This is a genomic window from Myroides sp. A21, assembly GCF_000807225.1.
GTDB lineage: Bacteria > Bacteroidota > Bacteroidia > Flavobacteriales > Flavobacteriaceae > Flavobacterium > Flavobacterium odoratimimum.
In genome coordinates this window covers 1,687,421-1,713,117 of sequence record NZ_CP010327.1, presented here as the reverse complement: position 1 = coordinate 1,713,117, position 25,697 = coordinate 1,687,421, and the positions used below count along the sequence as shown (strand labels likewise).

Here is a 25,697-nt window from a genome sequence, read left to right as displayed (position 1 = left end):
ATTTACGCAAAACTATTCTTATTCCTCTCTTCTATACTAGTCCACTTTTAAAATAACAACTAGTCCGGCCTACAGTACTCCAAAACGAGGTTTATAGAACATTTTAAGAATAAACAATAAATTATTCACTATATTATATTAAATTCGCAGTATAATATATAAAAACATGAAACATTTAATCTTCAGTTTTTTGAGTATACTTGTCCTTACTTCTTGTAAAAAGGCAAATACTATGGCAGAAACTTTGATTCTCAATGATACCATCAAGGTAGACCCTATGGAGGATCAAATAAAGATACACGTAGATAGTGCATCTATAGTTAGTCTTCCAAAGGATATCCAAAAGTTCTATGTAGAAAATTTATACCAAATCGGTTGGGGAAGAACAAGTAACCGAGAACAACTTCTAAAAGTACTTGACGAAGCATACTTAGATGGAATAAACAACTCAAAGTACAATACTGAAAAAGTTCATCAATTTCACAAAGATTATCAAAGGCTATCGGACCTAGATAAAGTACAAGCAGACTTTCTGTTCACTAAGGCATTTTTTAATGCGAGTAAAGACTTGTATAATGGTGTACAAAATCCTAGAAGATTATACAATGACTGGGATATGTTTCCAAAAGAGCTAAATACAGCTGCTACAATGCAACTCGCTTTAAGTAGAGGAACAATACAGACGACCTTTGATAGTTTAAGATCACCTCATAAAATATATGTCAATCTAAAAAATAAACTATCAAACCTATATCAACTGAATCAAGATACAATCAAAGCTGTGACAGCTAAGTATAAGTTAAATGATACAGTACCTGAGCTAGTGAATATTAAAAAACATTTAAACTTCTTGAGTTATTACCCTGATAGCCTATCAAAGGACTTTATCAATAACGAAGGAGTCGTAACTGCTTTAAAACAAGTTCAAAAAAATAGTAAACTAGTCGAGAACGGTGTTGCTGATAAGAAAACAATAGAGGCCATCCTAAAAGAAGAAGCTACTGTAAAAGAAAAGCTAGTAGTCAATCTAGAACGTTGGAGATGGTTCCCAAGAGATTTAGGTGATAACTATATCTTAATCAATATAGCTGATTATAGTTTAGTTGCGGTGAAGTCTGGTGATACTGTAAAACAACACAAGGTAATCGTAGGTACGACAGGTCGTAAAACGCCTATACTGAGCTCAGTTCTAAAGACAATTGTGATCAATCCAACATGGACAGTTCCTCCTACCATTCTAAAGAATGACTTAACACCTAAAGCTAGTGCTAACTTAAGTTACTTCTCTAATGCTAGATTTACAATCTACGATAAGAGCACAGGCAAAGTAGTAGCTCCAGAAAACTGGGATTCTAGCAAAGCTTCTTCTTATAGATATGTACAGAAAGCCGGTGTAGGTAACACATTAGGACGTATTAAGTTTATGTTTGATAACAATCACGCAGTGTATTTACATGACACTCCTAATAAAGCTAACTTTAATAGAGCTCAGAGAAGCTTAAGTTCTGGATGTATACGTGTAGAAGATCCTTTTGACCTAGCACAATTTGTATTTGATATACAACAGAATGAGATCTCTCAAGAAGAAATAAAAAAGATTCTTGATTCTCAAAATACTAAGAATATCACAACTAGTAAAGAGGCTGTACACATCCATCAGTTATACTGGACTATACAAGTAGATAACAATGGTAAGATAACTCAGTTTAGAGATGTCTATAAGTTTGATAACGATTTATACACTAAACTACAATAACAAAAAAACACCCATTAAGAATGAAATCTTAATGGGTGTTTTTCTTTATATAAAAGGTCTTACTAAACAAATTTTGACTTTAGCTCATACTGATTACTTGGATAATAAATAAACAGTAAAGATTTGTCTTTAATCATTTCTATTAAATCATCATTTACTTCTACAGGCACAGCTGGGCAACCATAACTACGTCCCAACTTCCCTTGAGCGCGTACTAAATCAGGTGAAGCATAATCCGCTCCATGGATTACAATCGCTCTTTCTCTAGCTTTATCATTAATCCCTGCTTCTAATCCATCTAATCTTAGAGAGAATCCATTTCTTCCGTTATATGTCTCTCCCGTTGTATAAAATCCTAAACTACTCATATGTGAGTTCACACGATTAGAAAACGTAGTCGCGTACTCTTCTCCTGTCTTCTTGCCATGTGCTACAAGTGATTGTAACAGAACAGCATTCTCTTTCATATCTATTACCCATAGACGAGGCTTAGCTGACGATAAACTAAAGTCAACGATAGTTAACTTCTCATTCTTAATCTTACCTGTTTCTAGCATTTTATAATACCCTTTCAGTGCAGCAGTATATACTGCTCTAGCAGGAGCATTATAATGATTTAATTCTAAACTAGAATACAAACTCTTAGCCGTACTTTCAAAACTATATTCTTCAGAATCTACTGTGTTATCTACAGTTTTTTCAATCACATTTGTATATTCATTCGACGTTGGTAAAGTATTACTTCCTACTACATTCCCAAAAAATGCCATTGAGGCAAATAACCAATAAAAATTCTTTTGTTTCATATAACCTTCTCATTTATAGTCTTTAATTCTAATTTTAGAAACGTAAATTTAAAAAAAATATTATACGACCAAAGGAATTTTTAATAATAAAAATATTTAATGCCGTTATTTCAAGAATCAAACATTGCCTTTTTTGAATAAGTATGCGTAAATTTGTATAACACAACTAATAATATTTAAAGTTTCACTATTATGAATAAGAAAGTAATATTAATGATTCTAGATGGCTGGGGACAGACTCAAGATCCTAAAGTATCAGCTATCGAGCACGCAAATACGCCATTTATAGACAGTCTATATACTAAATATCCTAATACATTTGTACTTACTGATGGACTAAATGTAGGTCTTCCAAAAGGGCAAATGGGTAACTCTGAAGTAGGACACATGAATCTTGGGGCAGGTAGAATCGTCTATCAAGATCTTGTAAAAATAAATATGGCAGTAGAAGATAACACTATTGCTAAAGAGCCTGCATTACAAGCAGCATTCGAATACGCAAAGACAAACAATAAAAAAGTACACTTCTTAGGACTGCTATCTGATGGTGGAGTACACTCTCATGAGCAACATTTATATGGTCTAGTAGATGCAGCATCAGCTGCAGGAGTATCAGATATCTGTATTCACGCTTTTACAGATGGACGAGATGTAGATCCTAAATCGGGTGCAAATCACGTACAACAACTACAAGACAGACTGAGCTTATCTACTGCTAAACTAGCTTCTGTAATCGGAAGATACTATGCAATGGATAGAGACCAGCGTTGGGAAAGAGTAGCAAAGGCTTACCATCTGTTAGTAAACGGTACAGGTATTCACTCTACTGATGCAGTAAAAAGCATTGAAGCAAGTTATTTAAATAATGTGACTGATGAGTTTATTAAGCCTATTGTAATGGTTGATGAAAACAATCAGCCGATAGGAAAGATTGAAAATGACGATGTAGTGATCTTCTTTAACTTTAGAACGGATAGAGGAAGAGAACTAACACGTGTATTATCTCAAGAAGATCATTCAGATCATGACATGAAGAAACTTGACTTGTACTTTGTAACGCTTACGAACTACGATGATACTTATAAGAATGTACATGTTGTCTATGACAAAGAGAACTTACACAACACATTGGGTGAAGTACTAGAAAAACATAGTAAAAAACAAATACGTATTGCAGAGACAGAAAAATATCCACACGTGACTTTCTTCTTCTCTGGAGGTAGAGAACTTCCATTCGATGGAGAACAGCGTATCTTATGTCCATCTCCTAAGGTAGCTACTTATGACCTTAAGCCTGAGATGAGTGCTTATGACCTTAAAGACGCACTTATTCCTGAATTGAAAAAAGGAGAAGCTGACTTCGTATGTCTAAACTTTGCTAACGGAGATATGGTAGGACACACAGGTGTAATGGAAGCAGCAATCAAAGCATGCGAAGCAGTAGACCAATGTGTAAAAGAAGTAATCACAACTGCTCTTGATAATGGATACACTACGATAGTGTTAGCAGATCATGGTAACTGTGAGGTAATGATCAACCCTGATGGTACTCCCAACACAGCACATACTACTAATCCTGTACCGATCATTATCGTAGACAATGATATCAAAGAGGTAAAGGATGGAGTACTGGGAGACTTAGCTCCTACTATTCTTAAACTAATAGGCATACCTCAACCAGAAGAAATGACTAGACACTCTCTAGTATAATATACAAAAAAAGCCACTCGATGAGTGGCTTTTCTATTTTATATCATAGACATTTACTTTCCTGTAAGCATCTTTTTCTTCATTTTACTAAAAAACTCAGGAGTAACCCCTAAATAAGAAGCTATCTGCTTCTGTGGCAGACAATACTTAATCTCAGGGAAACGCTCTAAAAAGCGTGTATAACGCTCTTCTGCAGGTAGTGATAAGTTGTCCATCAGTCGTTGTTGTGTAGCCACTAGTGACCTCTCTATAAGAACTCTGAAATAACGTTCTATCTTAGGCACTCTATCAAACAAAGCTAATTGATGATCTCTACTCAAAGTCATTACTATCGCATCTTCTACTACTTCTAGATAAGAGTTACCAGGTTTTTGAGATAAATAACTATACATATCAGCTATCCACCATCCAGATGCTGCAAAGCTAACAGTATGTTCTACTGCTTGATCATCTAGACAATAGTTTCGTACGATACCTGAAACGACAAAAGTAGAATTAATACATACTTCTCCTGCACTTAACAGCTTCGTTTTAGCAGGGTAACGAGTTACAGTAAATGACTCTAATATAATCTGTTGTTCCTCTTTAGTCAGAGAAACATGTTTAGCAAAACTCTGTAATAATATATCCACGATGACGAACTTTTATAAAGTATAAAAATAAACAATAATGCTCATTATAACTAAAAAAGCCTCATTACTAAGGCTTTTTTAACGATTATAACTTACGCTAATGCTTCTTTAATTCTTTTGAATGCTTCGATCAACTGGTCTTCACTAGTCGCATACGACATACGTATACAATCAGGATTCCCGAATGCCACTCCTGTTACAGTAGCTACGTGTGCTTTCTCTAACAGATACATAGATAGATCATCCGCATTATTAATCTTTACACCTTGAAGTGTCTTTCCAAAGAAAGAAGATATGTCTGGGAATACATAGAACGCTCCTTCAGGTATATTAATCTTAACTCCTGGAATCTCTTTTAATAACCCTACTACTAGATCTCTTCTATTCTTGAATGCCGCAACCATATCTTTTAATACGCTAGGGTCAGCCTCTACAGCAGTAATAGTAGCTCGTTGTGCAATACTATTAGCACCAGACGTTACTTGTCCTTGCATCTTAGTACATGCTTTAGCGATAAATTCAGGGGCACCGATATATCCGATACGGTATCCTGTCATCGCAAATGCCTTCGCAATACCGTTTACAGTAATCGTACGGTCAATTAAATTACCGATAGTTCCGATACTGCAGTAATTACCTGTAAAGTTGATATGTTCATATATCTCATCTGATAAGATAAAGATATTTGGATATTTCTCTAATACTTTAGCTATAGCTTCGAATTCCTCTTTACTATACACAGAACCACTAGGATTACATGGAGAGCAGAACCATATCATCTTCGTCTTAGGAGTGATAGCTGTTTCTAATTGTTCAGGAGTAATTTTAAAATCACTCTCTATACTAGTAGGTACTTCTACAGGAGTACCCTCAGCCATCTTCACGATTTCAGCATAACTCACCCAGTATGGAGCAGGAATTACTACCTCATCACCAGGGTTGATCATGACATGAGCTACATTGTATAACGATTGTTTAGCACCAGTAGATACAACGATCTGACTCGGTGAATAATTTAAATTATTATCTCTCTTAAACTTATTGCTTATTGCCTCTCTTAGTTCTTTATATCCTTCTACAGGAGGATACTTACTATAGTTATCTTTTACAGCCTGAATAGCAGCTTCTTTGATAAACTCAGGAGCATTAAAATCTGGCTCACCTAGACTCAAACTAATTACGTCTACGCCTTGTTCTTTTAACTCTCTTGCTTTCGCAGCCATTGCTAAGGTCTGTGAAGTAGTCAAATTGTTTATTCTATTAGATAGAAGTTGGTTGCTCATCTTGTTGTGATTTTAATGAAACTTAATCCCAAAGGTAATTATTATATCTCTATTAATCTGTGTTATCTTTTATTTATTCACGATAAAAAGCCTACTTTTGTCAAAATTTACGACATGGAAGAAATCTTAAAATATTTCCCTAATTTAACTCCTGAACAGATTGCTCAATTTGAGAAATTGGAAGAAGTATATACGGATTGGAATGCTAAAATTAACGTTATTTCACGTAAGGATATACATGAGCTATATACGAAGCATGTATTACATTCATTAGGTATCGCTAAGGTTATGGAGTTCCTTCCTGGAGCTAATATACTAGATGTAGGTACTGGTGGAGGTTTCCCTGGTATTCCTTTAGCTATATTATATCCAGAAACTAACTTTTACCTAATCGACATTATCGCGAAGAAGATACGCGTAGTTAATGAAGTAGTAAAAGCGTTAGACTTAAAGAACGTTAAAGCAGAACAAAAACGTGCCGAAACTATAGACGAGAAGTTTGACTTCATCGTAAGTAGAGCTGTTACGAATATGCCTGACTTCGTAGAGTGGATTAGACACAAAACGAAGAAAGAAAACAAGCATGAGTTTGACAATGGTATATTATACCTAAAAGGAGGTGACTTAACAGAAGAGCTTAAGGACTTCCCTAAAGCTGTTCAGTTTGACCTGACTAATATCTTCTCAGATGAATTCTTTGAAACGAAAAAAGTGGTGTACTTACCCTTAAAATATAAAGGATAAAAAGAAAGGGCCGTCTATAAGACAGCCCTTCTTCTTTTATTTACTGTGCTTAACGAATAATAAGCAAGTATTCGTATTTCTGTGTAGCAAGTGGTTTGCCACACTACCTAAGAATATCTCTTTAAATCCTGTAGTCCCCTTCACTCCCAATATCAGCATATCAGCCTTTTTACTGCGCGCATAAGCGATCAAGGATGCTGATATATTGCGCTCTCCAGCAGGCACTATATCAATATCAGAATAAGTAGCGTACTTCTTATTCCATTTCTCTTGTTTTTCTTTGATATCATCCTTCGTTACTTTCTCTAATTCTCTATTCGTCATCGTAGGATAGAACCCCATATAAGACTTAGAGATATGTACTGCAGAATGCTCTATCTTTTGCCCCTTCGAATTATTCTTAAAACGATCTGCCCACATCATAATATCACTCGTATATCGAGAGAAGTCTATCGCATCAATTACTGTTGTGATTGGTACTTTAAACGTATCTGGTACTAATAATAATGCTGAAGGGAATATACGTACCAGCTTATCAGCCAGGGCACCAGTACCCTCTAGTTCCTGTTTATTACCTAATACCATCAGGTCATACGAAGATTTCTTAGCTATATTCATAAAAGCAATCTCTGTATAACTCTCTACCGATACCAAGATTTCGAAATCATAACTCACTCCTGCTTCTGTGAAATACTGAGTAAGCTTATTCTTTATCTTCTCCTTAATAACAACAATGCTCTCTGGTTTAAGTAATTCCTTAGGTAACTCACCTACTTTAAGGTTGTGCACATACGTTACCTTATTTATATCTAAAATCTGGTCTAGCACTTGCATATATTGCAACAGATATTGATCCATTGTAGACAAGTCTAAACCAACTATTATATCTAATTTTTTATTTTTATCCATCCTTATTTGCTTTGTGGTTCATCTAATAGTTCTGCTATAATCTCCTTATAGCTCTTTTCTTCTTTTGACTTAGCCTTCTTAGACGATTTAGCTAACTCTTCTTTTAACCCTTTTTGTAAACTATAACACATCACCAGTAATATCACTGCAAAAGGCAGTCCTGTAATAATAACCGCAGTCTGTAGCGCATCCAGTCCTCCTCCCCATAATAATACGATAGCAATAATCCCTTGTGCAAAAGACCAAAAGACTCTCTGCCACACAGGAGACTCTCCATTACTACCTGAGGTAATATTATCTACAACTAATGAACCTGAATCAGAAGAGGTAATAAAGAAAGAGAAAATCAGAATAATCGCCACAATAGAAAGGAACTTAGTAAAAGGGAAGTTCTCTAAGAAGACAAATAATGCTGTAGACACATCAGCTTTAACTGCTGCTATCATCGTCACATCACCTGATAAAATAGTGTGCAATGCACTACCTCCGAAGACATTCATCCATAATAAGGTAATCAACCCTGGTACAATCAATACCCCTAATACAAACTCTTTCACGGTACGTCCTTTAGAGATACGAGCAATAAAACTTCCTACAAAAGGAGACCATGCAATCCACCAAGCCCAATAGAATATAGTCCAGACATTCTGCCAGCCAGAACCTAAGTAAGTATCATTCCATGTACTTATATCAATAAAATTAGCTAAGTACGCTTCTGTATTCTCAACATACCCTTTCATGATAAATAGAGTCGGCCCAAGAATAAAGATTAGCAACATAAAACTGGCTGCGATATACATATTGGCATTACTAAGTATCTTAACTCCTTTATCTAATCCTGAAAAAACAGAAATAGTAGCGATACCAATCACAAACAGAATAATCCCTGCTTGCATCATAGGACTTATCTCCCAACCATATAAATACTCTAAACCAGCTGTAATCTGTATTACCCCTAATCCTAAAGATGTAGATAATCCAAACACTGTAGCTAAAGCCGATAATATATCGATTATGTGTCCCCACCAGCCATGTATTTTCTCTCCCCAGAATGGGTAAAAAAGAGATCTAAAGGTCATAGGTAACTTTCTATTAAATCCAAAAAAGGCTAAAGCTAATCCAACCATCGCATAAATACCCCAAGCGTGTAATCCCCAGTGCAAACTCGTAAATTGCATAGCTTGTACAGCAGCTTCTATGTCTGTATCTACTGGTCTAGGCGTATTAAAGAAATGAGATACAGGCTCAGCAATACTAAAGAACATAATACCGATCCCCATACCTGTACTAAACAGCATGGCAAACCAAGATGCCTTAGTAAACTCTGGTTCTGCATCATCCCCTCCTAACCGTATCTTACCGAACTTACTAAAAGCAAGGTAGATGGCAAATATTAAAATAATATTCACTGTGACTACAAAGAACCAACCGAAGTTAGAAGTTACTGCTAATTGGGCAGCTGGAAACCATACCCCTACCTTTTCAGGAAAAAGGACACAGGTTAAGATTAAAGCTACTATTAATAATATTGAAGTGATAAAAACAGGTGGATTAATCACCAAGTTTTTGTTATCAAGTAATTTTTTAAACATGAGTTATACTATTTAAATTAATAATGATAACCCAGTACTTTAAAGATAAAAAAGGATCATTTTTCAGTAATCGAAAAATAATAAAAGCAAAAAGATAATAGTTTTTACTCAGTCGTTTTATAAGTGTTATTGGTAAATAGTGTTCTCTTAAAAACGATCCTAATAAAAAGGGACTTTTTTCTGTATTCGAAAAAAGATAAAAGCAAAATAGATAGTGTATTCTTACTTAGTAGTATATCCTGAACAACTCTTATCATGTCATTCATCATCGGTTATACATTCCCAATAAAAAGCACTGAATTGTATTCTAGTGTAAATTAAAAAAGGCGGTCAACTCTTTTGCAACCGCCTTTTTATTATAATTTGATTATCCTAAGAAAGGATATTTATAATCAGTTGCAGGAACGAAAGTTTCTTTAATCGTTCTTGGTGATACCCAACGAAGTAAGTTAAGGATAGAACCCGCTTTATCGTTAGTACCAGAAGCTCTAGCACCACCGAATGGTTGTTGTCCTACTACAGCACCTGTTGGTTTGTCATTGATATAGAAGTTACCAGCACAGTTTACTAATGCTTCTGTAGCCTCTACGATAGCGTAACGACATCCAGAGAAGATAGCTCCTGTTAATGCATAGATAGAAGTCTCATCCACTAATTTTAATGTTTCAGACCATTTAGCATCTTCGTATACATAGATAGTTAATACAGGACCGAATAGTTCTGTTTCCATCGTTGCATACTTAGGGTTAGTAGTTAAGATAACTGTTGGTTCGATAAAGTAACCAATAGATTTATCATACTTACCTCCTAAGATTACTTCTGCGTCAGCATCAGCTTTTGCTTGATCGATAGCTTTCGCTAATTTGTCAAATGAAGCTTCTGTAATCACAGATGACACATAGTTACTTGGATCTTCTGGAGAACCCATTTTAATAGTAGCTAAATCAGCAGTCATATATTCTTTCACTTGATTCCATAATGAAGCTGGAACATAAGCTCTAGATGCTGCAGAACATTTTTGTCCTTGGTATTCAAAAGCACCTCTTGTAAGAGCTACTGCTACCTCTTTAGGACAAGCTGATGGATGAGCTACAACGAAATCCTTACCACCTGTCTCTCCTACGATACGTGGGTAAGTTTTGTATTTATCGATGTTTTGACCGATTTGAGCCCACATGCTGTTAAATACTCCTGTAGATCCTGTGAAGTGGATACCAGCGAAGTCAGGACTTGCTAATAACGTATCAGTGATCATTCCAGAGTTACCATATACTACGTTGATAACACCATCAGGTAAACCTGCAGCTTTAAACACCTCTACGATTACTCTTGCAGAGTAGATCTGAGTTGCAGCTGGTTTCCATACCACTACATTCCCCATCATAGCAGGAGCAGAAGGTAAGTTACCAGAGATAGCTGTAAAGTTAAAAGGAGTGATCGCATAGATAAATCCTTCTAATGGACGGTGCTCTAGTCTGTTCCATACTCCATCTACAGAAGCTGGTTGTTCAGAATAGATCTGAGTCATATACTCTACGTTGAAACGTAAGAAGTCAATAAACTCACATGCAGAGTCGATCTCAGCTTGGTGTAATGTTTTTGCTTGAGCGATCATTGTAGCAGCATTGATCTTAGCACGGTAAGGACCAGCTAATAATTCAGCAGCTTTTAAGAAGATAGATGCTCTGTGTTCCCATGGCATTGCAGCCCATTTTTTTCTAGCTTCTAAAGCTGTAGCAATAGCTTTCTCTACTAACGCTTTATCAGCTTCGTGGTAAACACCTAATTTATGTTTGTGATCAAATGGAGGGAATAAATCTTTTGTATTTCCTGTTCTGATTTCTTCTCCACCAATGTATAATGGAATATCAACTGTTGTGTTGTATTGCTCTTTGAACGAGTTCAAAGTCAATTCTCTTTCTTTTGTTCCTGGTGCATAAGACTTAACTGGCTCATTGAACGCAGTTGGAACTTGATAGAATCCTTTTGACATATTACGCGTATTATTTATGTAGTTTCTAAATGAATAAGTACAAATATAACGAAAAAAAATGAAACCACTTTTCTCTAAAACGGTAAAAACATCTCCTTAACGATTTCAAAACATTGACTATCAATAGCCTTTTTACCATACTGTATTCTTCTAACTATCTGTTATACTTAACTCTGAATACAAACCTAAGTGCGATTAATAATTAGTTTTTACAATCACATCAGAAGTAAATCAAAATATTTTAATATAAATGAATCACAACCCATTAATATTCTTTAAAAAAAATAAAAAGCAAGTACCAAATCTATTTCAATTCAGCATGTATTGATCCACCACAGATAATTTTGTACAGATTTGCTATGGGATTGCTTGAGGGTTTCTTGCACCTTTCTTCGAGAAAAACACCTTCTAGGCAAGGAAAGCCCAAGAAAACTCCTAGGAATCCCCTAAGAAGTGCAAGCAGAAGGTTATTATCTCATTCATAAATAGTAATCAAAATCAACACTCTTTTATCAGTTTAAAAATTTCAACAGCTACTTATGCTTTAGCCCATATATGCATATTGATATCGCGTTAAAATAATACCATTAGAAACTTATAGAGTAAGATATTAAAACAACTAAATACCTCCTCTATCCTATTCACCATTTCTCACTATTACCTTACCACCTTTAACTTATAAAAAAAACCACCTTTATGTAATTGCATAAAGGTGGTTGAAGCATTTTATTTTTAGTATACTAGCCACTCTATAAGAGTGCGTTCTTTATTATTTCTAATTCAATACGAAAGGGGCTACTAGCTTAAAGTTTGGGATTTCTACATTAAAATAAGTTTGGTTCGCTAGATTAAGTACCTCATAGAATCCCTGCATAGCTCCCATAGATGAATTTAAGACACATCCACTACTATATGTATATTTGGTACCAGGCTCTATAATAGGTTGTTCACCTACTACACCTTCTCCTTTTACTATCTGTACACTATTCAGAGCATCATAGATCTCCCATAGTCGCCCTTTCACCTGAATATAATCAGTAGAATTATTTTCAATTGTTATTTTATATGAAAAAGCATAGCATATCTTTTTTGATTTAAAAAAACTGCCTTCGTATTCCGTATTTACAGATATTTTTATTCCCTTCGTCGTTTGTGAAATCATCTTTTCCATCTTACTAATTTACTATAAAAAACACATTGAATTCTTCGTTTTATCACAGTGTCTAATACACTATGTTCTCTGCACTCGCCTCACCTATACCAATTACTCTATCGTGTAAATCATTATTACCACGATAATAAACTAAAACTTGGTAGCGATTAGTTGTCATTGCATAATTGCCATCTGGCTCAATACTAGGGTCAACAACACCATTTCGAACTGCTGTATAACTAAAATTAGTAAAACCTTGCTTCACTAAAATAATTTGTTCGTAGTATCCCTTCTCTTCGTTATACGTCATTTTGTTAGCAGGTACTAAGGCATAATCATTAAATAATCCTGTCACATAATAATCTATTCCTTTCTGTACATCCTCCTCTGGACGATAACTGAAATATACCCAGCTATACTCCGCTTCTATATTCGGGTTTCTCCCATTGATATTTCTAGGATAGAAACTTCCATTAATATCAGGAAAATAGGTATATCCTTTACTTTTTCGGCTCTCGTTTGTATACAGATACGTGTTATAAATACCATTATCAGTTGTTACAGAACCGATCATATTATTCACTTGCTTAATATCACTATTGTCAAAGTTTAAGAACTGATTCCCTGCCCAGAATTGAGTCTCATTCTCGTACTTATAGATAAGGTCATTACCCATCGTGTACTGAGGCTTAATATTCGTCAGATAAGAGTCCCATCTTCCATTCTGAAAGATCGCTATCTTTATATTCTGAACTGGATTCTGGTATAACGCATCTCCTAATAACACACTAAACTCTACATTCTGTTTCGTCTCTATGACATCCAGGTTTCTAGTACGCTTAATCTGAATCGGTACATTGACCAAGCTCTCATATAAGACGAACTTCCTTCTAATTACTACTTCGTCGTCTTCATTATAAATTTCCAATACATAATTACCACTCTTCAATATTCTATAATGCTGAGCGGGAAGTGTTAACTGATAGTTGGTATAGTTCTGCAGTGTATTAAACGAGTTTTCATACGTCATAATACGCTGTCTGTCTAGTCCATCTATATATTCTATCTGCTTCAGTTTAGATGGAGTCCAGTCATAGTTATAAGCCTTGACACGATAGAAATAGTTACTATCATCTCCATACAAGTCATCAAAAACAAGTGTAAATCGATCTCCTATTTGAAAGAACGGCGTTACAGCTCTATTATTACTCATGAAGCCTACTGACTTAATATAATCAGCAGTATAGTTCTGTGGAGATTGTGCCAATACGCACCCTACCCAAAGAAAAAAAAGAATAACAGACCAAACCTTATTTCGCATAATGACCATTTTAAACTAAACCGTTACTTCGTGCAAAAAAGATACAATTTTTTCGTTTAAAAAAACCATACTTTTCAATTTAAAGTCAGCAATATTAAATCTTTCTTGTTCATACTGTAAATGATCAGGTATGGCTACTACAGTCATCCCTGCATTCTTACCAGCTGTAGCGCCTGTGAACGAGTCTTCTACCACTAGACACTCTCTAGGCTCACTCCCTAGATTATGAGCTGCTCTTAAATACACATCTGGTGCAGGCTTACCGTGTTCTACATGATCTACAGAAACTATGGTTTGGAAGTAATCACGAATACCTAATCTCTTTAAAACTGTATTAATCAAAGATTCTGGAGAATTAGTAGCCAGACCAATCTTCACTTTTCTCTCTTTTAGAAAATTCAATGTCTGAATTACCCCTTCTTTTATTTCTCCTTCTGTACTAATTAACTCATCGACTCTATCAATCACCATTTGTTCCACCTCCTCAATACTCTTTCCTTCCCATGGAAACAGGCTATACCACAGCTCGGTCACTGCTCTAGTCGTTTTGCCTTGTGTTTGGATCGCAATCTCTTCATCCCAAGTAGCCCCCATAGAAGTAAACACCTCTTGTTCTGCTTGTTGCCAAAAGCCCTCAGAGTCTATTAAAACTCCATCCATATCAAAAAGTACAGTAGTAATCAATGTATTCTTCATAATCTTTCTAAATAAATACGAAGATACACAATAGGATATAGATAGGGTAGCCCTTATAAGGATACTTTAACTAATTCTCTAATCGAGCAATTAAATATTATGATTACTCTACTTAAAACAAACTGGGATAATCTCACCCTCTGCTAGACAGTATTTAGTTACTTCCTCTGAAGTAAGTTTATGAATAAAGTCTTCTTCTACTACAGTGAAGCCGATAGCTCTTAACTTATCAAAATAATCACGTCCGTATACACGTACATGATCGTATTGACCAAAGATAAGTGTGCGCTCTTTAGGATCTGTTATAGTATCATCCTGAAAAGTAGTTTCTCTAGACATATCTTGTGGGATTTGGAAGATTCCCATACCTCCAGGCTTAAGAATGCGATACAGTTCCTGCATGGCTTTCGTATCATCTGGAATATGTTCTAAGACATGATTACACAAAATCATATCAAAACTATTATCCTCAAAAGGTAAATTACAAATATCCGCCTTCACATCTGCCAAAGGAGATTCTAGATCGGTAGTTATATAATCTAAATTAGGTTGTTTTTTAAAGCGTTTATAAAACGCCTGCTCAGGTGCGAAGTGCAATACTTTTTTAGGAGTACTAAAGAAGTCGGTCTCGCGCTGAAGATAAAGCCATAATAGGCGGTGTCTCTCTAGTGAAAGTGTACTAGGAGAAAGGACATTATTGCGTTGCTTCGCATATCCATAAGGCAAGAAAGTCTTGAAACTTTTACCATCAATAGGATCTGTATACACATCCCCTTTTAGGTACCATGCCATCATAGGTCGAACAACGTAACTCAACCGAATTAATATCGGTCGAGGCACAATGTTCAATATTGTTTTGAATAACTTCTTCATTAATAGAAATGAGTAATTACAGAACTAATGGTTTAGCTCTAAACTCATCTTCTTCATTGCTAGTGATACCTAATGCTTGATAGATATATTGGTAAGTAGATAACAATTCTGGTTTACCATTTACTAATGCTACATCGTGTTCGAAGTGAGCAGAAGGTTTTCCGTCACGAGTCACGATAGTCCATCCGTCATTCAGTTGTTTGATATTACGAGTACCTAAGTTAATCATAGGCTCGATAGCTACCACCATACCTTCTACGAACTTCTTACCTTTACCAGGCTTACCGTAGTTAGGCATTTCTGGAGATTCGTGCATCTTACGTCCTAGTCCATGACCTACTAGCTCACGTACTACCGTATACCCTTCTTTCTCACAGTAGCGTTGGATAGCACTACCTACATCTTCTACTCTATTTCCTAATTTGAATTCTCTAATACCTACGTAAAGAGATTCTTTTGTAATCTGTAATAACTTTTTAGTAGCTGGATCTACATCACCTATCTCGAATGTATAAGCGTGATCTCCATAAAATCCATTCATCACTGTTCCACAGTCCACAGATACAATATCTCCTTCTTCTAAAGGACGATCTGTAGGTAATCCGTGTACAATCTGATCATTCACACTTGTCAACAAGGTAGAAGGACAACCATAAAGGCCTTTAAATCCTGGTACTGCTCCGTGATCTCTAATAAATTCTTCAGCTTTTGCATCAAGCTCTAAAGTCGTTACTCCTGGTTTTAGCTCTGTAGCTATCATACCTAATGTTTTAGAAACAAGCAATGCGCTTTGTCTCATCAACTCGATTTCTTCAAGAGTTTTTGGAATTATCATACCTTAAAATTTTATATCCTACAAAATTACACTATTACAGTTAATGAAAAAAATGATTAGCCACACTTTTTGCTTGCCTTATAAAGACTAATGCTTTACTTTTAAGGAAACATTTGTCTAAATACACAAAATTACACACAAAATGAATTACACAACAGCACAAGAAGCAGCTAAGCTGATCAAGTCAGGTGACAGAGTTTATGTACACGCAGTAGCTTGTACACCTAATCACATCATTGATGCTATTGTAGAAAGATCGTCCGAATTAAGAAATGTAGAGTTCTGTCACATACATACTTTAGGCAAAGCCCCTTATGCTGATCCAAAATATAGAGAAAGTTTCTTTGTGAATTCTTTCTTTACTGGTGGTAACGTTAGACACACTATACGAGAAGGTAATGGTACTTATACTCCCGTATTCCTAAGTGAGCTACCGATGCTGTTTGACAGTGGTCTTGTTCCCTTAGACGTGGCATTAATACAAGTTTCTCCTCCTGATGAGAACGGCTTTTGTACGTTAGGAACTTCTGTAGTTGCTGCACAAGCGGCTATTCGCACTGCCAAGATAGTTATAGCACAGGTCAATAAATTCATGCCTCGCACTTTTGGAGATGCGCTAGTCCACATCTCTAAGATTAACACCTTAGTACAGCATGATACACCACTTCTGACAGAATACAGTTCTGACTTTAGTGAGGTTGAAGATAAAATAGGACATCACATCGCCTCTATGATAGAAGATGGCAGTACCTTACAGATGGGGATTGGTTCTATACCTGATGCCGTTCTTCAAAAACTGAAAGGGCATAAGAATCTAGGATTACACACAGAAATGTTTGCAGATGGTGTTGTTGATTTAATTGAAGCAGGAGCCTTAAACTGTTCTCAACAAACTACTTCTAATGGCAAAGCTATCTCTACATTCTTTATCGGAACGGAGAGGCTATATAACTATGTAGACAATAATCCATTCTTTGAACTTAGAGAATGTTCATATACGAACGATCCATTTGTGATTCGTCAGAATCCTAAAATGATAGCAATTAACTCTGCTGTAGAAATAGATGTTACAGGACAAATATGTGCAGACTCTATCGGAGCGAATATCTACTCAGGTGTAGGTGGACAAGTTGACTTTATGAGAGGTGCTACGCTAAGTAAAGGAGGAAAAGCTATCATAGCACTTTCTGCTACTACTAAAAAAGGAGGAAACAAAATAGTTCCATTCCTTAAACAAGGAGCAGGAGTGGTAACGTCTCGTGCACATGCTCAATACATTGTCACAGAATATGGAGTAGCTGATCTAAGAGGTAAGTCTATTATAGATAGAGTACATGCTCTTGCTAATATTGCTCATCCAGATTTTAGAGAAGATATTCTAAGAGAATACTTTGACAATACTAGAAACAAATAACTGACATTTATAGATGTACGCTATTCTTAACCTACATTAAGCAATGGAAATCAGCCTATAACGTATCTTTGTAGTATTAAAATCATAAAGCTATGAACACAAAAATTATATACACAGCAGATAGTAGAGGATATGCTAACCACGGATGGCTAAAATCTCATCATACCTTTAGCTTTGCTAACTATCGAAACAACGAAAGAATACACTTCGGTGTGTTACGTGTACTTAACGATGATCAGGTAGCTGCAGGTATGGGATTCGGTACACATCCTCATGATAATATGGAGATTATATCTATTCCTTTATCTGGAAGTCTTTCACATAAAGATAGTATGGGCAATGGTACGATTATAAATGAAGGTGAAATACAAGTCATGAGTGCAGGAACAGGAGTTCAACACAGTGAGTTTAACCCTGATGAGAATAAAGAGAGTAAGTTCTTACAGATATGGATATTCCCTGATAAACTAAATGTAAAACCACGTTATGATCAACTAAAATTAAACAAAGAAGATCGCGTGAATCAATGGGATCAAATCCTTTCTCCTAATCCTGACGATAAAGGAGTGTGGATTCATCAGAATGCATGGTTCCACATGACTGATTTAGATCAAGGTAAAGAACTATCTTATGACTTAAAAGATAAGTCTAATGGTATCTTCTTATTTGTTCTAGAAGGAGATATTACTTTAGGTGAAGATACGCTACATAGAAGAGATGCTATTGGTTTTGATGGAGAAGATACTTTCACGATCAAAGCAAATGAAAAAAGCCAAATATTAGTCATGGAGATACCTATGGAACTACCTAGTTATCTTCAATAAATACCAATAAAAAAGCTCGCTATCATCTAGCGAGCTTTTTAAATATCTATATTAACCGTTTTTAAGGTTTCTTACTTCCTCATCCGTTAAATGTCTCCATTTACCTCTTGGTAGATTCCATTTTGTCAACTGACCATACATCACACGGTCAAGTTTAATAACATTATATCCTAAAGATTCGAATATAGCACGTACTAACTTCACATTAGATGCCTTTAGTTTAATCCCGATCTCTGTTTTAGGCTGATCATCTACATAAGATACTTCTTCTACAAATACACGACGCTCATCGATATAAACTCCTTTTTTAATCTTTTCTAGATCTTCATATTTAAGGTTCTTATCTAATGATACATGATATAATTTAGAAGAACGAGAATCAGTAGAGTTTAACTTCTGTAATAAGTTAGTATCATTCGTGAATAACATTAGACCAATAGTAGTCTTATCCATACGACCGACAGGAGCTAAAGGATATTTAGAAGCTCCTTTTAATAAGCTTAATACATTCTCAGCTGATACGATTGGCTCATTAATAGTAGCAAATCCTTTCGGTTTATTTAATAATACGTAAGTCAATTTTTCTGGAGTCAATACTGTTCCATCAAAATTAACGATATCCGTTTTCTTTACTTTATAACCTAACTCAGTAACTACTACTCCATTTACAGTCACATTTCCAGACACGATATAGATATCTGCCTCACGACGTGAACACACTCCAGAGTTACCGATATATTTATTCAGACGTACTTCGTCTGTTTCTTTAGGTGTATTTTTTACTCTTGGTTTACTATCAAATTTCTTTGTAGTATTAGCACCATACGTTTTATTTCCTTCTTTATTATTGTCAAATGATCTTTTCTTGCTATCATTTCCCCCATAAGTCTTTTTAGCTCCATCCTTAGAACCAAAAGACTTCTTTCCCGCTGCATTTCTATTTCCTGAGCGATTCGATTTATTATTTCCTGAATTCGACCTACCGTTATTCATATCTAAAGATTTTTGCAAAGATAGTTTTATTCTATGCATTTATTAATATAACTCTAAAAGTTTACACAACTTTTAATACTATAAAGTTTCTTCTAGCAGTACTTTGCCACTAATTACCACATCCGGGTCTATTAGCATAATCGAGAATACTCCTAATAAAATCAACAGTTTTAAACTAATATGTAAACTGTGATACTGTTCTATTTCCTTTGATGTCCATAATCTGTATAAGAACATGATTAATACAATAATACTTAGATAGAAGTAATATACCATGTACCCAAGATTCTCTTTATTGACTAAAAAATAGATCGGTATCAGTGTCAATACTGTCACGACTGTGATTACCTCTTTCGCTACTCTATCTCCAAATCGAACAGGAATAGTCTGATAATCATTAGCGAAGTCTCCTTTAATATTCTCCATATCTTTTATCAACTCCCTAATCAGAATAACTAAATACAGAAAAGCTGCATGTATGAAGATAGAAGGATAATAAAACCTGAAATGCATCAAGATACTAAAGAAAGGCAATATAGCTAATAAAGAAGCAGTAAGATTACCTATAATAGGATACTTCTTAAGCTTATGAGAATAAAACCACAACAGAAATATATAAGCAGAAAAGAATGCTGACACATGCCAAGACACTGGAAATACAATCCCCACAGCCAAAAAATTCAGCGCAAAATAGACACGTAATTTTGTAGCTTGACTCACTAGTCGATCTAACATAGACTTAATCGGCCTATTGATTAAATCTTTTTCTGCATCATAAAAATTATTAATGATATACCCTCCTGCGATAGCTAAGGAAGATCCAAAGATAATTAGAAAGAGTTTCCAATCTAAAATTACGTCTAACGCCCTAAGTTCAGGTGCAAATATAAAGATAGACGCTAAGTACTGTGCTAGTACTATAATAAAAATATTATAACCTCTCACAACAGAGAACAAGCTGAATATTTTAGCTAAGAGTAGTTTATTTTTCCTAGATAACATTATCTCTTGTTTCAATTTTATATCGCTACTGCGAAAGGTTATAACATCTATTTTTTCATATCTGAATTAGAATTGATATACAACTTCTAATTTATAATCTTTTAAAGACTCTTTTGCCTTTTCGATATCAGCAGTAAATCCTAAGATATAACCACCTCCACCAGAGCCACATAATTTTAAATAGTAATCGTTAGTCTCGATTCCTTTTTGCCATACACTGTGGAATTGCTCTGGAATCATTGGCTTAAAGTGATTAAACACTACATTAGACAATAACTTCGTATTACTAAATAACGATTTCACGTCTCCTTTTAAGAAGTTCTCTACACAAGCATCTGTATATTTCACGAACTGATCTTTCAACATCTGACGGAAACCTTGATCTTTTAGGTTCTCCATAAAGATTGTAATCATCGGTGCAGTCTCTCCTACGATACCCGAATCTATTAAGAACACAGCTCCTTTTCCATCTACGCTTTGAGAAGGAATACCTGCTGGCTCGATATTATCTTTAGAATTGATTAGGATAGGCAGGCTTAAATAACTGTTTAGTGGATCTAACCCTGAACTCGTTCCATGGAAGAATGCTTCCATTTTTCCGAAGATTCCTTTTAATACTAAAAGTTTATCTTTAGTCAAGTTCTCTAGAACAGTAACTTTATCATAAGCATACTGATCATAAATAGCAGCTACTAATGCCCCACTACTTCCTACACCATATCCTTGTGGAATACTAGAATCAAAGTACAATCCTTGTTCTATCTCAGCGTTTAAACGCTCTAGATCAAACTGTACTAAAGTAGGTTCTTGCTCTTGCAAATCATGTAGATATGCTGCAAAGTTTTTTAAACTCTGATTAGACTTTAAAGATACTCCTTCTAGATTCTCTTCCATCTTTAATGCTCCCTTATAGAAATTATAAGGAATAGACAATCCTTTAGAGTCTTTAATAATCCCATATTCCCCAAAAAGAAGAATTTTTGAATAAAATAATGGTCCTTTCATAGCTGTTATTGTAAATTCACGTTGCAAAAATACACATAATATTCTCACACCGTCTTTTTTACTACTTTATTTTTATAAATATCTGTTTTTAAAGCCATAAACACAATGTCTACACCCATTTTGGCAACACTGTCCTTTCATTAAATGATACAATTCTGTGAACACAAAATACTCATTTTCCATGTAATAATGCACTCCTTCTTCCATCTCACTTCTGCGCTTAGGAAAAAGCTTCCCTTTTGAAGAAATAACCATTTCATCAAACTTAGACAAGCAATTATTACATAAACATTTATGAAAAGAGCCTGCTAAAAAGACACGTGTATCATTAGATATATTCACCTGAGTACAGTCACATTGTTTGATATCATCTGTATTACAAATTATCTCTGTCTTACAATGCGTACACACTCTATTCTTTCCCATACTTCTATTACTTCATTGTTGCAAAATTATAGAACTGCATTTTTCCAGTACCTTCTATTTCTACATTATGTTCCACACGTTGACCATTTGCTCTCTCTAGTGTCATCTTGATTTGATTCTGACCTAACTGTAATGGTATTCTAGCATAGTTAACCTGTGCAGGTAATGTCTGCCAGTTACGCGTATCCGCTTTTTCAGAGAATAGATTAAACAACTGTATTCCTAAGCCGATAGCTTCTAATGCTGCATTCGGATCTCCATTTTTACCATTAGACTTCGCGACAGCTTTTACAGAATATTCAGCAGCTTTCTTCACTGCTACTCTAGTCAATATTTGCCCTAATTCTTTACCTGCGCGTTCTTTTAGTGTTAGTACGGCAAGCGCATCTATATCTTCTGCTTTTTCGAATCTAGTATTTGAAGCTCCATTAGCCTGAATCTGAGCACTTGTATAAGGTGGTGGTTGTACGATATACTTAGGATAAGCGATATTCACACTGTGTATATCATTTAGGTTAGTCTTACCTGCAATACCAAAATCTAATGGAATCACAAAACCTAACGCATTTGTAAACACTAGACTACCACTGTCTCCTTTAGCTAATGTAAAGAACATATTCTCAGCCTCCTTAATAGGTGCACGTCCATTTTCCCAAAAGATAACTAATTCTCCTCCTGGAGCTTTAGCTTCTCTTGTGTACTTTAGATTAAACTGCTTCTCGAACTTTGTTAAGTCCCCTCCGAAGCCATTTGCATCAGCCATACGCATCACATCGTACTGCAGATTCTTAGGCATTGCTACACCATAATATGTACCATCCTTAGAACTCTGGTATACTTCTACGGCATTTCTATATGCAATAAAAGCATCGTTATAATTACCACTATACTCATAGATCAGTCCTTGCAGATTCAGAGAGAAAGCATCCTTAGAATAACGTGTTGCTTTATCCTTATACTTATCACCCTGAGAGTAGTTCTGTAAAGAAATACGTCTAGCCTCTACTATCGCATCATCTATTCTTCCCAGATGCATATAGTTAAGTGCTTTGTAGTAATGAAGCATAAAGATCTCAAACTCTTCTCCTTTATAATTTTGAGACATTGAGTTAAGGAATAATCCTACAGCGATATCCCCTGTAGTTGACAATCCGTCTTCTACTAGTAAATCTGCTTGGTTAAAATATTTATTACTAGACTCATAGTCTCCTTTTAGGTGTGCTACCCTCCCTTTCTCCATATAAAACAGCAATAGATTTCGAGGCTTTTGTAATAAAGCATTTTTATCTAATGCCTTTTCAGCTAGATCATATTCTGAGGCACCTACCTTCTGATAATAGTCTGTTATACGATCGTGATAGGTAGCACATCCAAACACGAAAAACATCACTGCAAAGAGCAATGATGTTTTTATAACAGAATATATGGCTCTACTTGAAACCATCTATTTTACTTTAAATTAGTTTTTTACGTACTTAGCGATTTTCTTTTCACCAATCCAAACCACTTCACTTGTTTGAATATTTGTCAACTCTAAGTTAACTTGGTAATAAACCACTTTTTTCTTTTTGTGAGAATCTACGATAGAATTGATAGAACCTTGTAACATAAAGTCAGCTCCTTGTTCTAAACCGAATTGTTTCATAGATGATGCTGATGCATTCGTTTGTTGATCTGCACGTTCACCACGTAATTCCTCACGTTTTTTACCACCTTGAACTAAACGTACTCTTTGAGAACGAATAAATGCTTGTTCCACATCTTTTACGAACGTCTCAGCTTCAATATGCTCATGGCTTTTATTATAAACCATACCTACAATAACCACAGGCTTCTCTCCTTTATTCTCTTCACGGAAGTTAAAGATCCATGGCTCTTCTAATATCTGCTGAGTCATTTGGTCAGCTACTTCTCTAGAGTCAGAGTTATTCCATCTTCCACTAATGTCGATAGTTTCTTCTGTACTTACTCTAGTTACTTGACGTCCACATGATGTAATAGCCAGTCCTGAAACAGCTAATATTGCAGCTAATGCTATACGTTTAATTTGCATAATCCTATTATTTGTTTTTCTTTATGTTTTTTTCCTAATTCTTAAATAGAGAACCACCAGTTACCAGTTCTAAAACCAATATTAGGTCTCCATGTATTCCAGTTATTCCATCCAGAGTAATATCTATTATAGTTACCATAATACCCATTGTCATAGCTATAGTAACTTCTACCATATTTAGCACGAGCCATGCGTTCTTCATGTCTCCATTGCTTTTTCTGAGCTTTGCGCTCCATCTTAGCCTCGTACCAATCGTACGCTTTATAAGTATCCTGTACAGTAGTACTTAAAGTCGCAGTCAGAGAATCTTTCTGTGCCATATACTTTACCATACTTACTCTATAATTCGGGTTTTGATCTGGTGCTAACTCTTGTGCATAAGTTGCTTGACTAAATAGTAAGCTACCTAGTGCTAAACCAAAAATTGTCATTAACTTTCTCATATCTTCAATATTTATATTAGTATATGCAATTAGCATACCGTAGTATAAAGTTACAAAAAATTATTTAATTATTTCTGAACCGAATCCAACTTTATCATCTATATACTGTTCATTCTGACAGAACTGCGCCAATTCTTGTCTTATAAATGTCTGAACAAAGTCTTTGTCCCCTTCTGGGTATAGAACGTGTACATTTGCCCCAGCATCAAGTGTAAAGCACACATTGATTGATGTTTTTTCTCTAAATGCCCAAATTTTCTCGATGATCTGAAGCGTATTTGGCTTCATTAAGATAAAATAAGGCATAGAAGTCATCATCATTGCGTGTAGAGTCAATGCTTCGCTTTCTACTAACGCTACAAACTCCGTTAAATTACCTTCTATTAATATTTTTTTCAATCGAGCTAGGTTCTCATGAGCTTGTTCAAAGCGTTGCGCTGCATAAGGGTGATTGTGCATCAGATCATGTCCCACTGTGCTAGACACTTTCTTCTCTCCTTTATCCACTAGCAAGATAGTATCACAATACCCCTTAAAGATAGGGTGTACCTCAAAAGGGAAATTCACTCCATATAAATCTGTACTTCCAGGTATATCGCGTTGTTCTCCCCATACTACTACACTACCCGCTATACTTCTACATGCACTACCTGAACCAAGACGAGCTAAGAAAGAAGCTTTCTGGTCAAAATAGTCTTCTGTCATATCCACATTCAACTTTCTTTCTAATGACATAATATTCACTGCCATCGCTGCCATACCAGACGCAGAAGAAGCTATCCCTGAGCTATGAGGGAACGTATTTTTAGTATCTATCGTGAAGTGATAATACTCGATATAAGGACAGTATTTTAGAATTCTCTCAAAAAACTTCTGAATCTTCGGCTTAAACTCTTCTTTAGGCTGTCCTTCAAACAAAAGATCAAAGCTGATCCCTTTATCCGCTTTCGCACTATAGCTTAATGTCGTTTCTGTCTTACAATTGTTTAAAGTAAAACTCAAAGACGGGTTAGCAGGAATCTGATTCTCCTTTTTACCCCAATACTTAACTAAAGCGATATTACTAGGAGAGCTCCATGAGAATGTCCCCTCCTTTACTTGATTAACATCTATATCTTGGCTAAAAATAAAGTCTTCTATATTCATTGTTCATCGATTTCTAAACAACAAAAATAACATCTTTTATTAATAGCCCCTCTATTCTTTAAGAAACTTCTCTTTTTTTAGAACAGCA

24 protein-coding genes are annotated in these 25,697 nt (G+C 35.3%); 5 read left to right on the top strand and 19 right to left on the bottom strand.

Annotation, left to right across the window (positions count from 1 at the left end; genetic code table 11):
• Positions 1-232: 232 nt before the first annotated feature.
• Complete coding sequence (locus tag MYRA21_RS07895; protein ID WP_006257470.1) at positions 233-1,756, top strand: murein L,D-transpeptidase; 1,524 nt, start codon at positions 233-235, stop codon at positions 1,754-1,756.
• A 62-nt stretch (positions 1,757-1,818) separates the two neighbouring features.
• On the opposite strand, the gene MYRA21_RS07890 is transcribed toward MYRA21_RS07895, so the two are convergent.
• A complete protein-coding gene (locus tag MYRA21_RS07890) occupies positions 1,819-2,562 on the bottom strand; it encodes a murein L,D-transpeptidase catalytic domain family protein (RefSeq protein ID WP_006257472.1) in 744 nt (247 codons plus the stop codon).
• A gap of 192 nt (positions 2,563-2,754) precedes the next feature.
• Between MYRA21_RS07890 and gpmI the strand changes: the two genes are divergently transcribed.
• On the top strand, positions 2,755-4,272 hold the full coding sequence (gene gpmI, locus MYRA21_RS07885; protein ID WP_039328796.1) for a 2,3-bisphosphoglycerate-independent phosphoglycerate mutase: 1,518 nt from the start codon (positions 2,755-2,757) through the stop codon (positions 4,270-4,272).
• 53 nt (positions 4,273-4,325) lie between these two features.
• Here the strand turns inward: gpmI and MYRA21_RS07880 are convergent, their stop codons facing one another.
• Positions 4,326-4,904, bottom strand: a complete 579-nt coding sequence (locus MYRA21_RS07880; RefSeq protein ID WP_006257474.1) for a Crp/Fnr family transcriptional regulator — start codon at positions 4,902-4,904, stop codon at positions 4,326-4,328.
• Positions 4,905-4,996: 92 nt separating this feature from the next.
• Positions 4,997-6,187, bottom strand: coding sequence for a pyridoxal phosphate-dependent aminotransferase (locus tag MYRA21_RS07875; RefSeq protein WP_006257475.1), 1,191 nt, complete (start codon positions 6,185-6,187; stop codon positions 4,997-4,999).
• 114 nt (positions 6,188-6,301) lie between these two features.
• Here MYRA21_RS07875 and rsmG point away from each other — a divergent pair, with 114 nt between their 5' ends.
• A complete protein-coding gene (rsmG, locus tag MYRA21_RS07870; protein WP_006257476.1) occupies positions 6,302-6,931 on the top strand; it encodes a 16S rRNA (guanine(527)-N(7))-methyltransferase RsmG in 630 nt (209 codons plus the stop codon).
• Between the two features lie 36 nt (positions 6,932-6,967).
• On the opposite strand, the gene MYRA21_RS07865 is transcribed toward rsmG, so the two are convergent.
• The 8 genes from MYRA21_RS07865 to map form a co-directional block, all read right to left on the bottom strand.
• A complete protein-coding gene (locus tag MYRA21_RS07865; RefSeq protein ID WP_006257477.1) occupies positions 6,968-7,840 on the bottom strand; it encodes a universal stress protein in 873 nt (290 codons plus the stop codon).
• A 2-nt stretch (positions 7,841-7,842) separates the two neighbouring features.
• A complete protein-coding gene (locus MYRA21_RS07860; protein ID WP_039328795.1) occupies positions 7,843-9,432 on the bottom strand; it encodes a BCCT family transporter in 1,590 nt (529 codons plus the stop codon).
• A gap of 367 nt (positions 9,433-9,799) precedes the next feature.
• Positions 9,800-11,425, bottom strand: coding sequence for an L-glutamate gamma-semialdehyde dehydrogenase (gene pruA / locus MYRA21_RS07855; protein ID WP_006257480.1), 1,626 nt, complete (start codon positions 11,423-11,425; stop codon positions 9,800-9,802).
• A gap of 775 nt (positions 11,426-12,200) precedes the next feature.
• The gene (gene apaG / locus MYRA21_RS07850; protein WP_006257481.1) at positions 12,201-12,596 is read right to left on the bottom strand and encodes a Co2+/Mg2+ efflux protein ApaG; all 396 of its coding nucleotides are present in this window, start codon (positions 12,594-12,596) and stop codon (positions 12,201-12,203) included.
• A 52-nt stretch (positions 12,597-12,648) separates the two neighbouring features.
• On the bottom strand, positions 12,649-13,899 hold the full coding sequence (locus tag MYRA21_RS07845; RefSeq protein ID WP_006257482.1) for a DUF5103 domain-containing protein: 1,251 nt from the start codon (positions 13,897-13,899) through the stop codon (positions 12,649-12,651).
• Between the two features lie 15 nt (positions 13,900-13,914).
• Entirely contained in the window at positions 13,915-14,595 is a 681-nt protein-coding gene (gene hxpB, locus MYRA21_RS07840) for a hexitol phosphatase HxpB (RefSeq protein ID WP_006257483.1), read from the bottom strand.
• A 108-nt stretch (positions 14,596-14,703) separates the two neighbouring features.
• Positions 14,704-15,468: a class I SAM-dependent methyltransferase gene (locus MYRA21_RS07835; protein WP_006257484.1), complete on the bottom strand. Its 765-nt coding sequence runs from the start codon at positions 15,466-15,468 to the stop codon at positions 14,704-14,706.
• A 16-nt stretch (positions 15,469-15,484) separates the two neighbouring features.
• A complete protein-coding gene (gene map / locus MYRA21_RS07830; protein WP_006257485.1) occupies positions 15,485-16,303 on the bottom strand; it encodes a type I methionyl aminopeptidase in 819 nt (272 codons plus the stop codon).
• Positions 16,304-16,445: 142 nt separating this feature from the next.
• Between map and MYRA21_RS07825 the strand changes: the two genes are divergently transcribed.
• Together MYRA21_RS07825 and MYRA21_RS07820 are read left to right on the top strand one after the other, a co-directional pair.
• Complete coding sequence (locus MYRA21_RS07825) at positions 16,446-17,717, top strand: acetyl-CoA hydrolase/transferase family protein (RefSeq protein WP_006257486.1); 1,272 nt, start codon at positions 16,446-16,448, stop codon at positions 17,715-17,717.
• A gap of 92 nt (positions 17,718-17,809) precedes the next feature.
• Positions 17,810-18,541 (top strand): pirin family protein, encoded by a 732-nt coding sequence (locus tag MYRA21_RS07820; RefSeq protein ID WP_006257487.1) that lies wholly within the window; start codon positions 17,810-17,812, stop codon positions 18,539-18,541.
• Positions 18,542-18,592: 51 nt separating this feature from the next.
• On the opposite strand, the gene MYRA21_RS07815 is transcribed toward MYRA21_RS07820, so the two are convergent.
• The 8 genes from MYRA21_RS07815 to MYRA21_RS07780 all read right to left on the bottom strand — a co-directional run bounded on the left by MYRA21_RS07815 (position 18,593) and on the right by MYRA21_RS07780 (position 25,609).
• Positions 18,593-19,534, bottom strand: a complete 942-nt coding sequence (locus MYRA21_RS07815) for a pseudouridine synthase (protein ID WP_006257488.1) — start codon at positions 19,532-19,534, stop codon at positions 18,593-18,595.
• 78 nt (positions 19,535-19,612) lie between these two features.
• Positions 19,613-20,536 carry a geranylgeranylglycerol-phosphate geranylgeranyltransferase gene (locus tag MYRA21_RS07810; protein ID WP_006257489.1) on the bottom strand — a complete coding sequence of 308 codons (924 nt, stop codon included), beginning with the start codon at positions 20,534-20,536 and terminating at the stop codon, positions 19,613-19,615.
• Between the two features lie 66 nt (positions 20,537-20,602).
• Positions 20,603-21,541, bottom strand: a complete 939-nt coding sequence (locus tag MYRA21_RS07805; RefSeq protein WP_025125731.1) for a mevalonate kinase — start codon at positions 21,539-21,541, stop codon at positions 20,603-20,605.
• Positions 21,542-21,613: 72 nt separating this feature from the next.
• Positions 21,614-21,967 carry a cysteine-rich CWC family protein gene (locus tag MYRA21_RS07800; protein ID WP_006257491.1) on the bottom strand — a complete coding sequence of 118 codons (354 nt, stop codon included), beginning with the start codon at positions 21,965-21,967 and terminating at the stop codon, positions 21,614-21,616.
• 7 nt (positions 21,968-21,974) lie between these two features.
• Entirely contained in the window at positions 21,975-23,411 is a 1,437-nt protein-coding gene (locus tag MYRA21_RS07795) for a COG3014 family protein (protein WP_006260535.1), read from the bottom strand.
• Positions 23,412-23,426: 15 nt separating this feature from the next.
• The gene (locus MYRA21_RS07790; RefSeq protein WP_006257495.1) at positions 23,427-24,020 is read right to left on the bottom strand and encodes a penicillin-binding protein activator LpoB; all 594 of its coding nucleotides are present in this window, start codon (positions 24,018-24,020) and stop codon (positions 23,427-23,429) included.
• A gap of 41 nt (positions 24,021-24,061) precedes the next feature.
• Positions 24,062-24,463: a hypothetical protein gene (locus MYRA21_RS07785; RefSeq protein ID WP_225581570.1), complete on the bottom strand. Its 402-nt coding sequence runs from the start codon at positions 24,461-24,463 to the stop codon at positions 24,062-24,064.
• A gap of 60 nt (positions 24,464-24,523) precedes the next feature.
• Entirely contained in the window at positions 24,524-25,609 is a 1,086-nt protein-coding gene (locus tag MYRA21_RS07780) for a diphosphomevalonate/mevalonate 3,5-bisphosphate decarboxylase family protein (RefSeq protein WP_006257499.1), read from the bottom strand.
• Positions 25,610-25,697 lie beyond the last annotated feature (88 nt).

What these genes read in the sequence shown, in the direction of transcription:
- MYRA21_RS07895 (WP_006257470.1), top strand. Translation starts at nt 233, where the DNA reads ATGGCAGAAACTTTGATTCTCAATGATACCATCAAGGTAGACCCTATG.
- MYRA21_RS07890 (WP_006257472.1), bottom strand. Translation starts at nt 2,562, where the DNA reads ATGAAACAAAAGAATTTTTATTGGTTATTTGCCTCAATGGCATTTTTT.
- gpmI (WP_039328796.1), top strand. Translation starts at nt 2,755, where the DNA reads ATGAATAAGAAAGTAATATTAATGATTCTAGATGGCTGGGGACAGACT.
- MYRA21_RS07875 (WP_006257475.1), bottom strand. Translation starts at nt 6,187, where the DNA reads ATGAGCAACCAACTTCTATCTAATAGAATAAACAATTTGACTACTTCA.
- rsmG (WP_006257476.1), top strand. Translation starts at nt 6,302, where the DNA reads ATGGAAGAAATCTTAAAATATTTCCCTAATTTAACTCCTGAACAGATT.
- MYRA21_RS07865 (WP_006257477.1), bottom strand. Translation starts at nt 7,840, where the DNA reads ATGGATAAAAATAAAAAATTAGATATAATAGTTGGTTTAGACTTGTCT.
- MYRA21_RS07860 (WP_039328795.1), bottom strand. Translation starts at nt 9,432, where the DNA reads ATGTTTAAAAAATTACTTGATAACAAAAACTTGGTGATTAATCCACCT.
- pruA (WP_006257480.1), bottom strand. Translation starts at nt 11,425, where the DNA reads ATGTCAAAAGGATTCTATCAAGTTCCAACTGCGTTCAATGAGCCAGTT.
- apaG (WP_006257481.1), bottom strand. Translation starts at nt 12,596, where the DNA reads ATGGAAAAGATGATTTCACAAACGACGAAGGGAATAAAAATATCTGTA.
- MYRA21_RS07845 (WP_006257482.1), bottom strand. Translation starts at nt 13,899, where the DNA reads ATGCGAAATAAGGTTTGGTCTGTTATTCTTTTTTTTCTTTGGGTAGGG.
- hxpB (WP_006257483.1), bottom strand. Translation starts at nt 14,595, where the DNA reads ATGAAGAATACATTGATTACTACTGTACTTTTTGATATGGATGGAGTT.
- MYRA21_RS07835 (WP_006257484.1), bottom strand. Translation starts at nt 15,468, where the DNA reads ATGAAGAAGTTATTCAAAACAATATTGAACATTGTGCCTCGACCGATA.
- map (WP_006257485.1), bottom strand. Translation starts at nt 16,303, where the DNA reads ATGATAATTCCAAAAACTCTTGAAGAAATCGAGTTGATGAGACAAAGC.
- MYRA21_RS07825 (WP_006257486.1), top strand. Translation starts at nt 16,446, where the DNA reads ATGAATTACACAACAGCACAAGAAGCAGCTAAGCTGATCAAGTCAGGT.
- MYRA21_RS07820 (WP_006257487.1), top strand. Translation starts at nt 17,810, where the DNA reads ATGAACACAAAAATTATATACACAGCAGATAGTAGAGGATATGCTAAC.
- MYRA21_RS07815 (WP_006257488.1), bottom strand. Translation starts at nt 19,534, where the DNA reads ATGAATAACGGTAGGTCGAATTCAGGAAATAATAAATCGAATCGCTCA.
- MYRA21_RS07810 (WP_006257489.1), bottom strand. Translation starts at nt 20,536, where the DNA reads ATGTTATCTAGGAAAAATAAACTACTCTTAGCTAAAATATTCAGCTTG.
- MYRA21_RS07805 (WP_025125731.1), bottom strand. Translation starts at nt 21,541, where the DNA reads ATGAAAGGACCATTATTTTATTCAAAAATTCTTCTTTTTGGGGAATAT.
- MYRA21_RS07800 (WP_006257491.1), bottom strand. Translation starts at nt 21,967, where the DNA reads ATGGGAAAGAATAGAGTGTGTACGCATTGTAAGACAGAGATAATTTGT.
- MYRA21_RS07795 (WP_006260535.1), bottom strand. Translation starts at nt 23,411, where the DNA reads ATGGTTTCAAGTAGAGCCATATATTCTGTTATAAAAACATCATTGCTC.
- MYRA21_RS07790 (WP_006257495.1), bottom strand. Translation starts at nt 24,020, where the DNA reads ATGCAAATTAAACGTATAGCATTAGCTGCAATATTAGCTGTTTCAGGA.
- MYRA21_RS07785 (WP_225581570.1), bottom strand. Translation starts at nt 24,463, where the DNA reads ATGAGAAAGTTAATGACAATTTTTGGTTTAGCACTAGGTAGCTTACTA.
- MYRA21_RS07780 (WP_006257499.1), bottom strand. Translation starts at nt 25,609, where the DNA reads ATGAATATAGAAGACTTTATTTTTAGCCAAGATATAGATGTTAATCAA.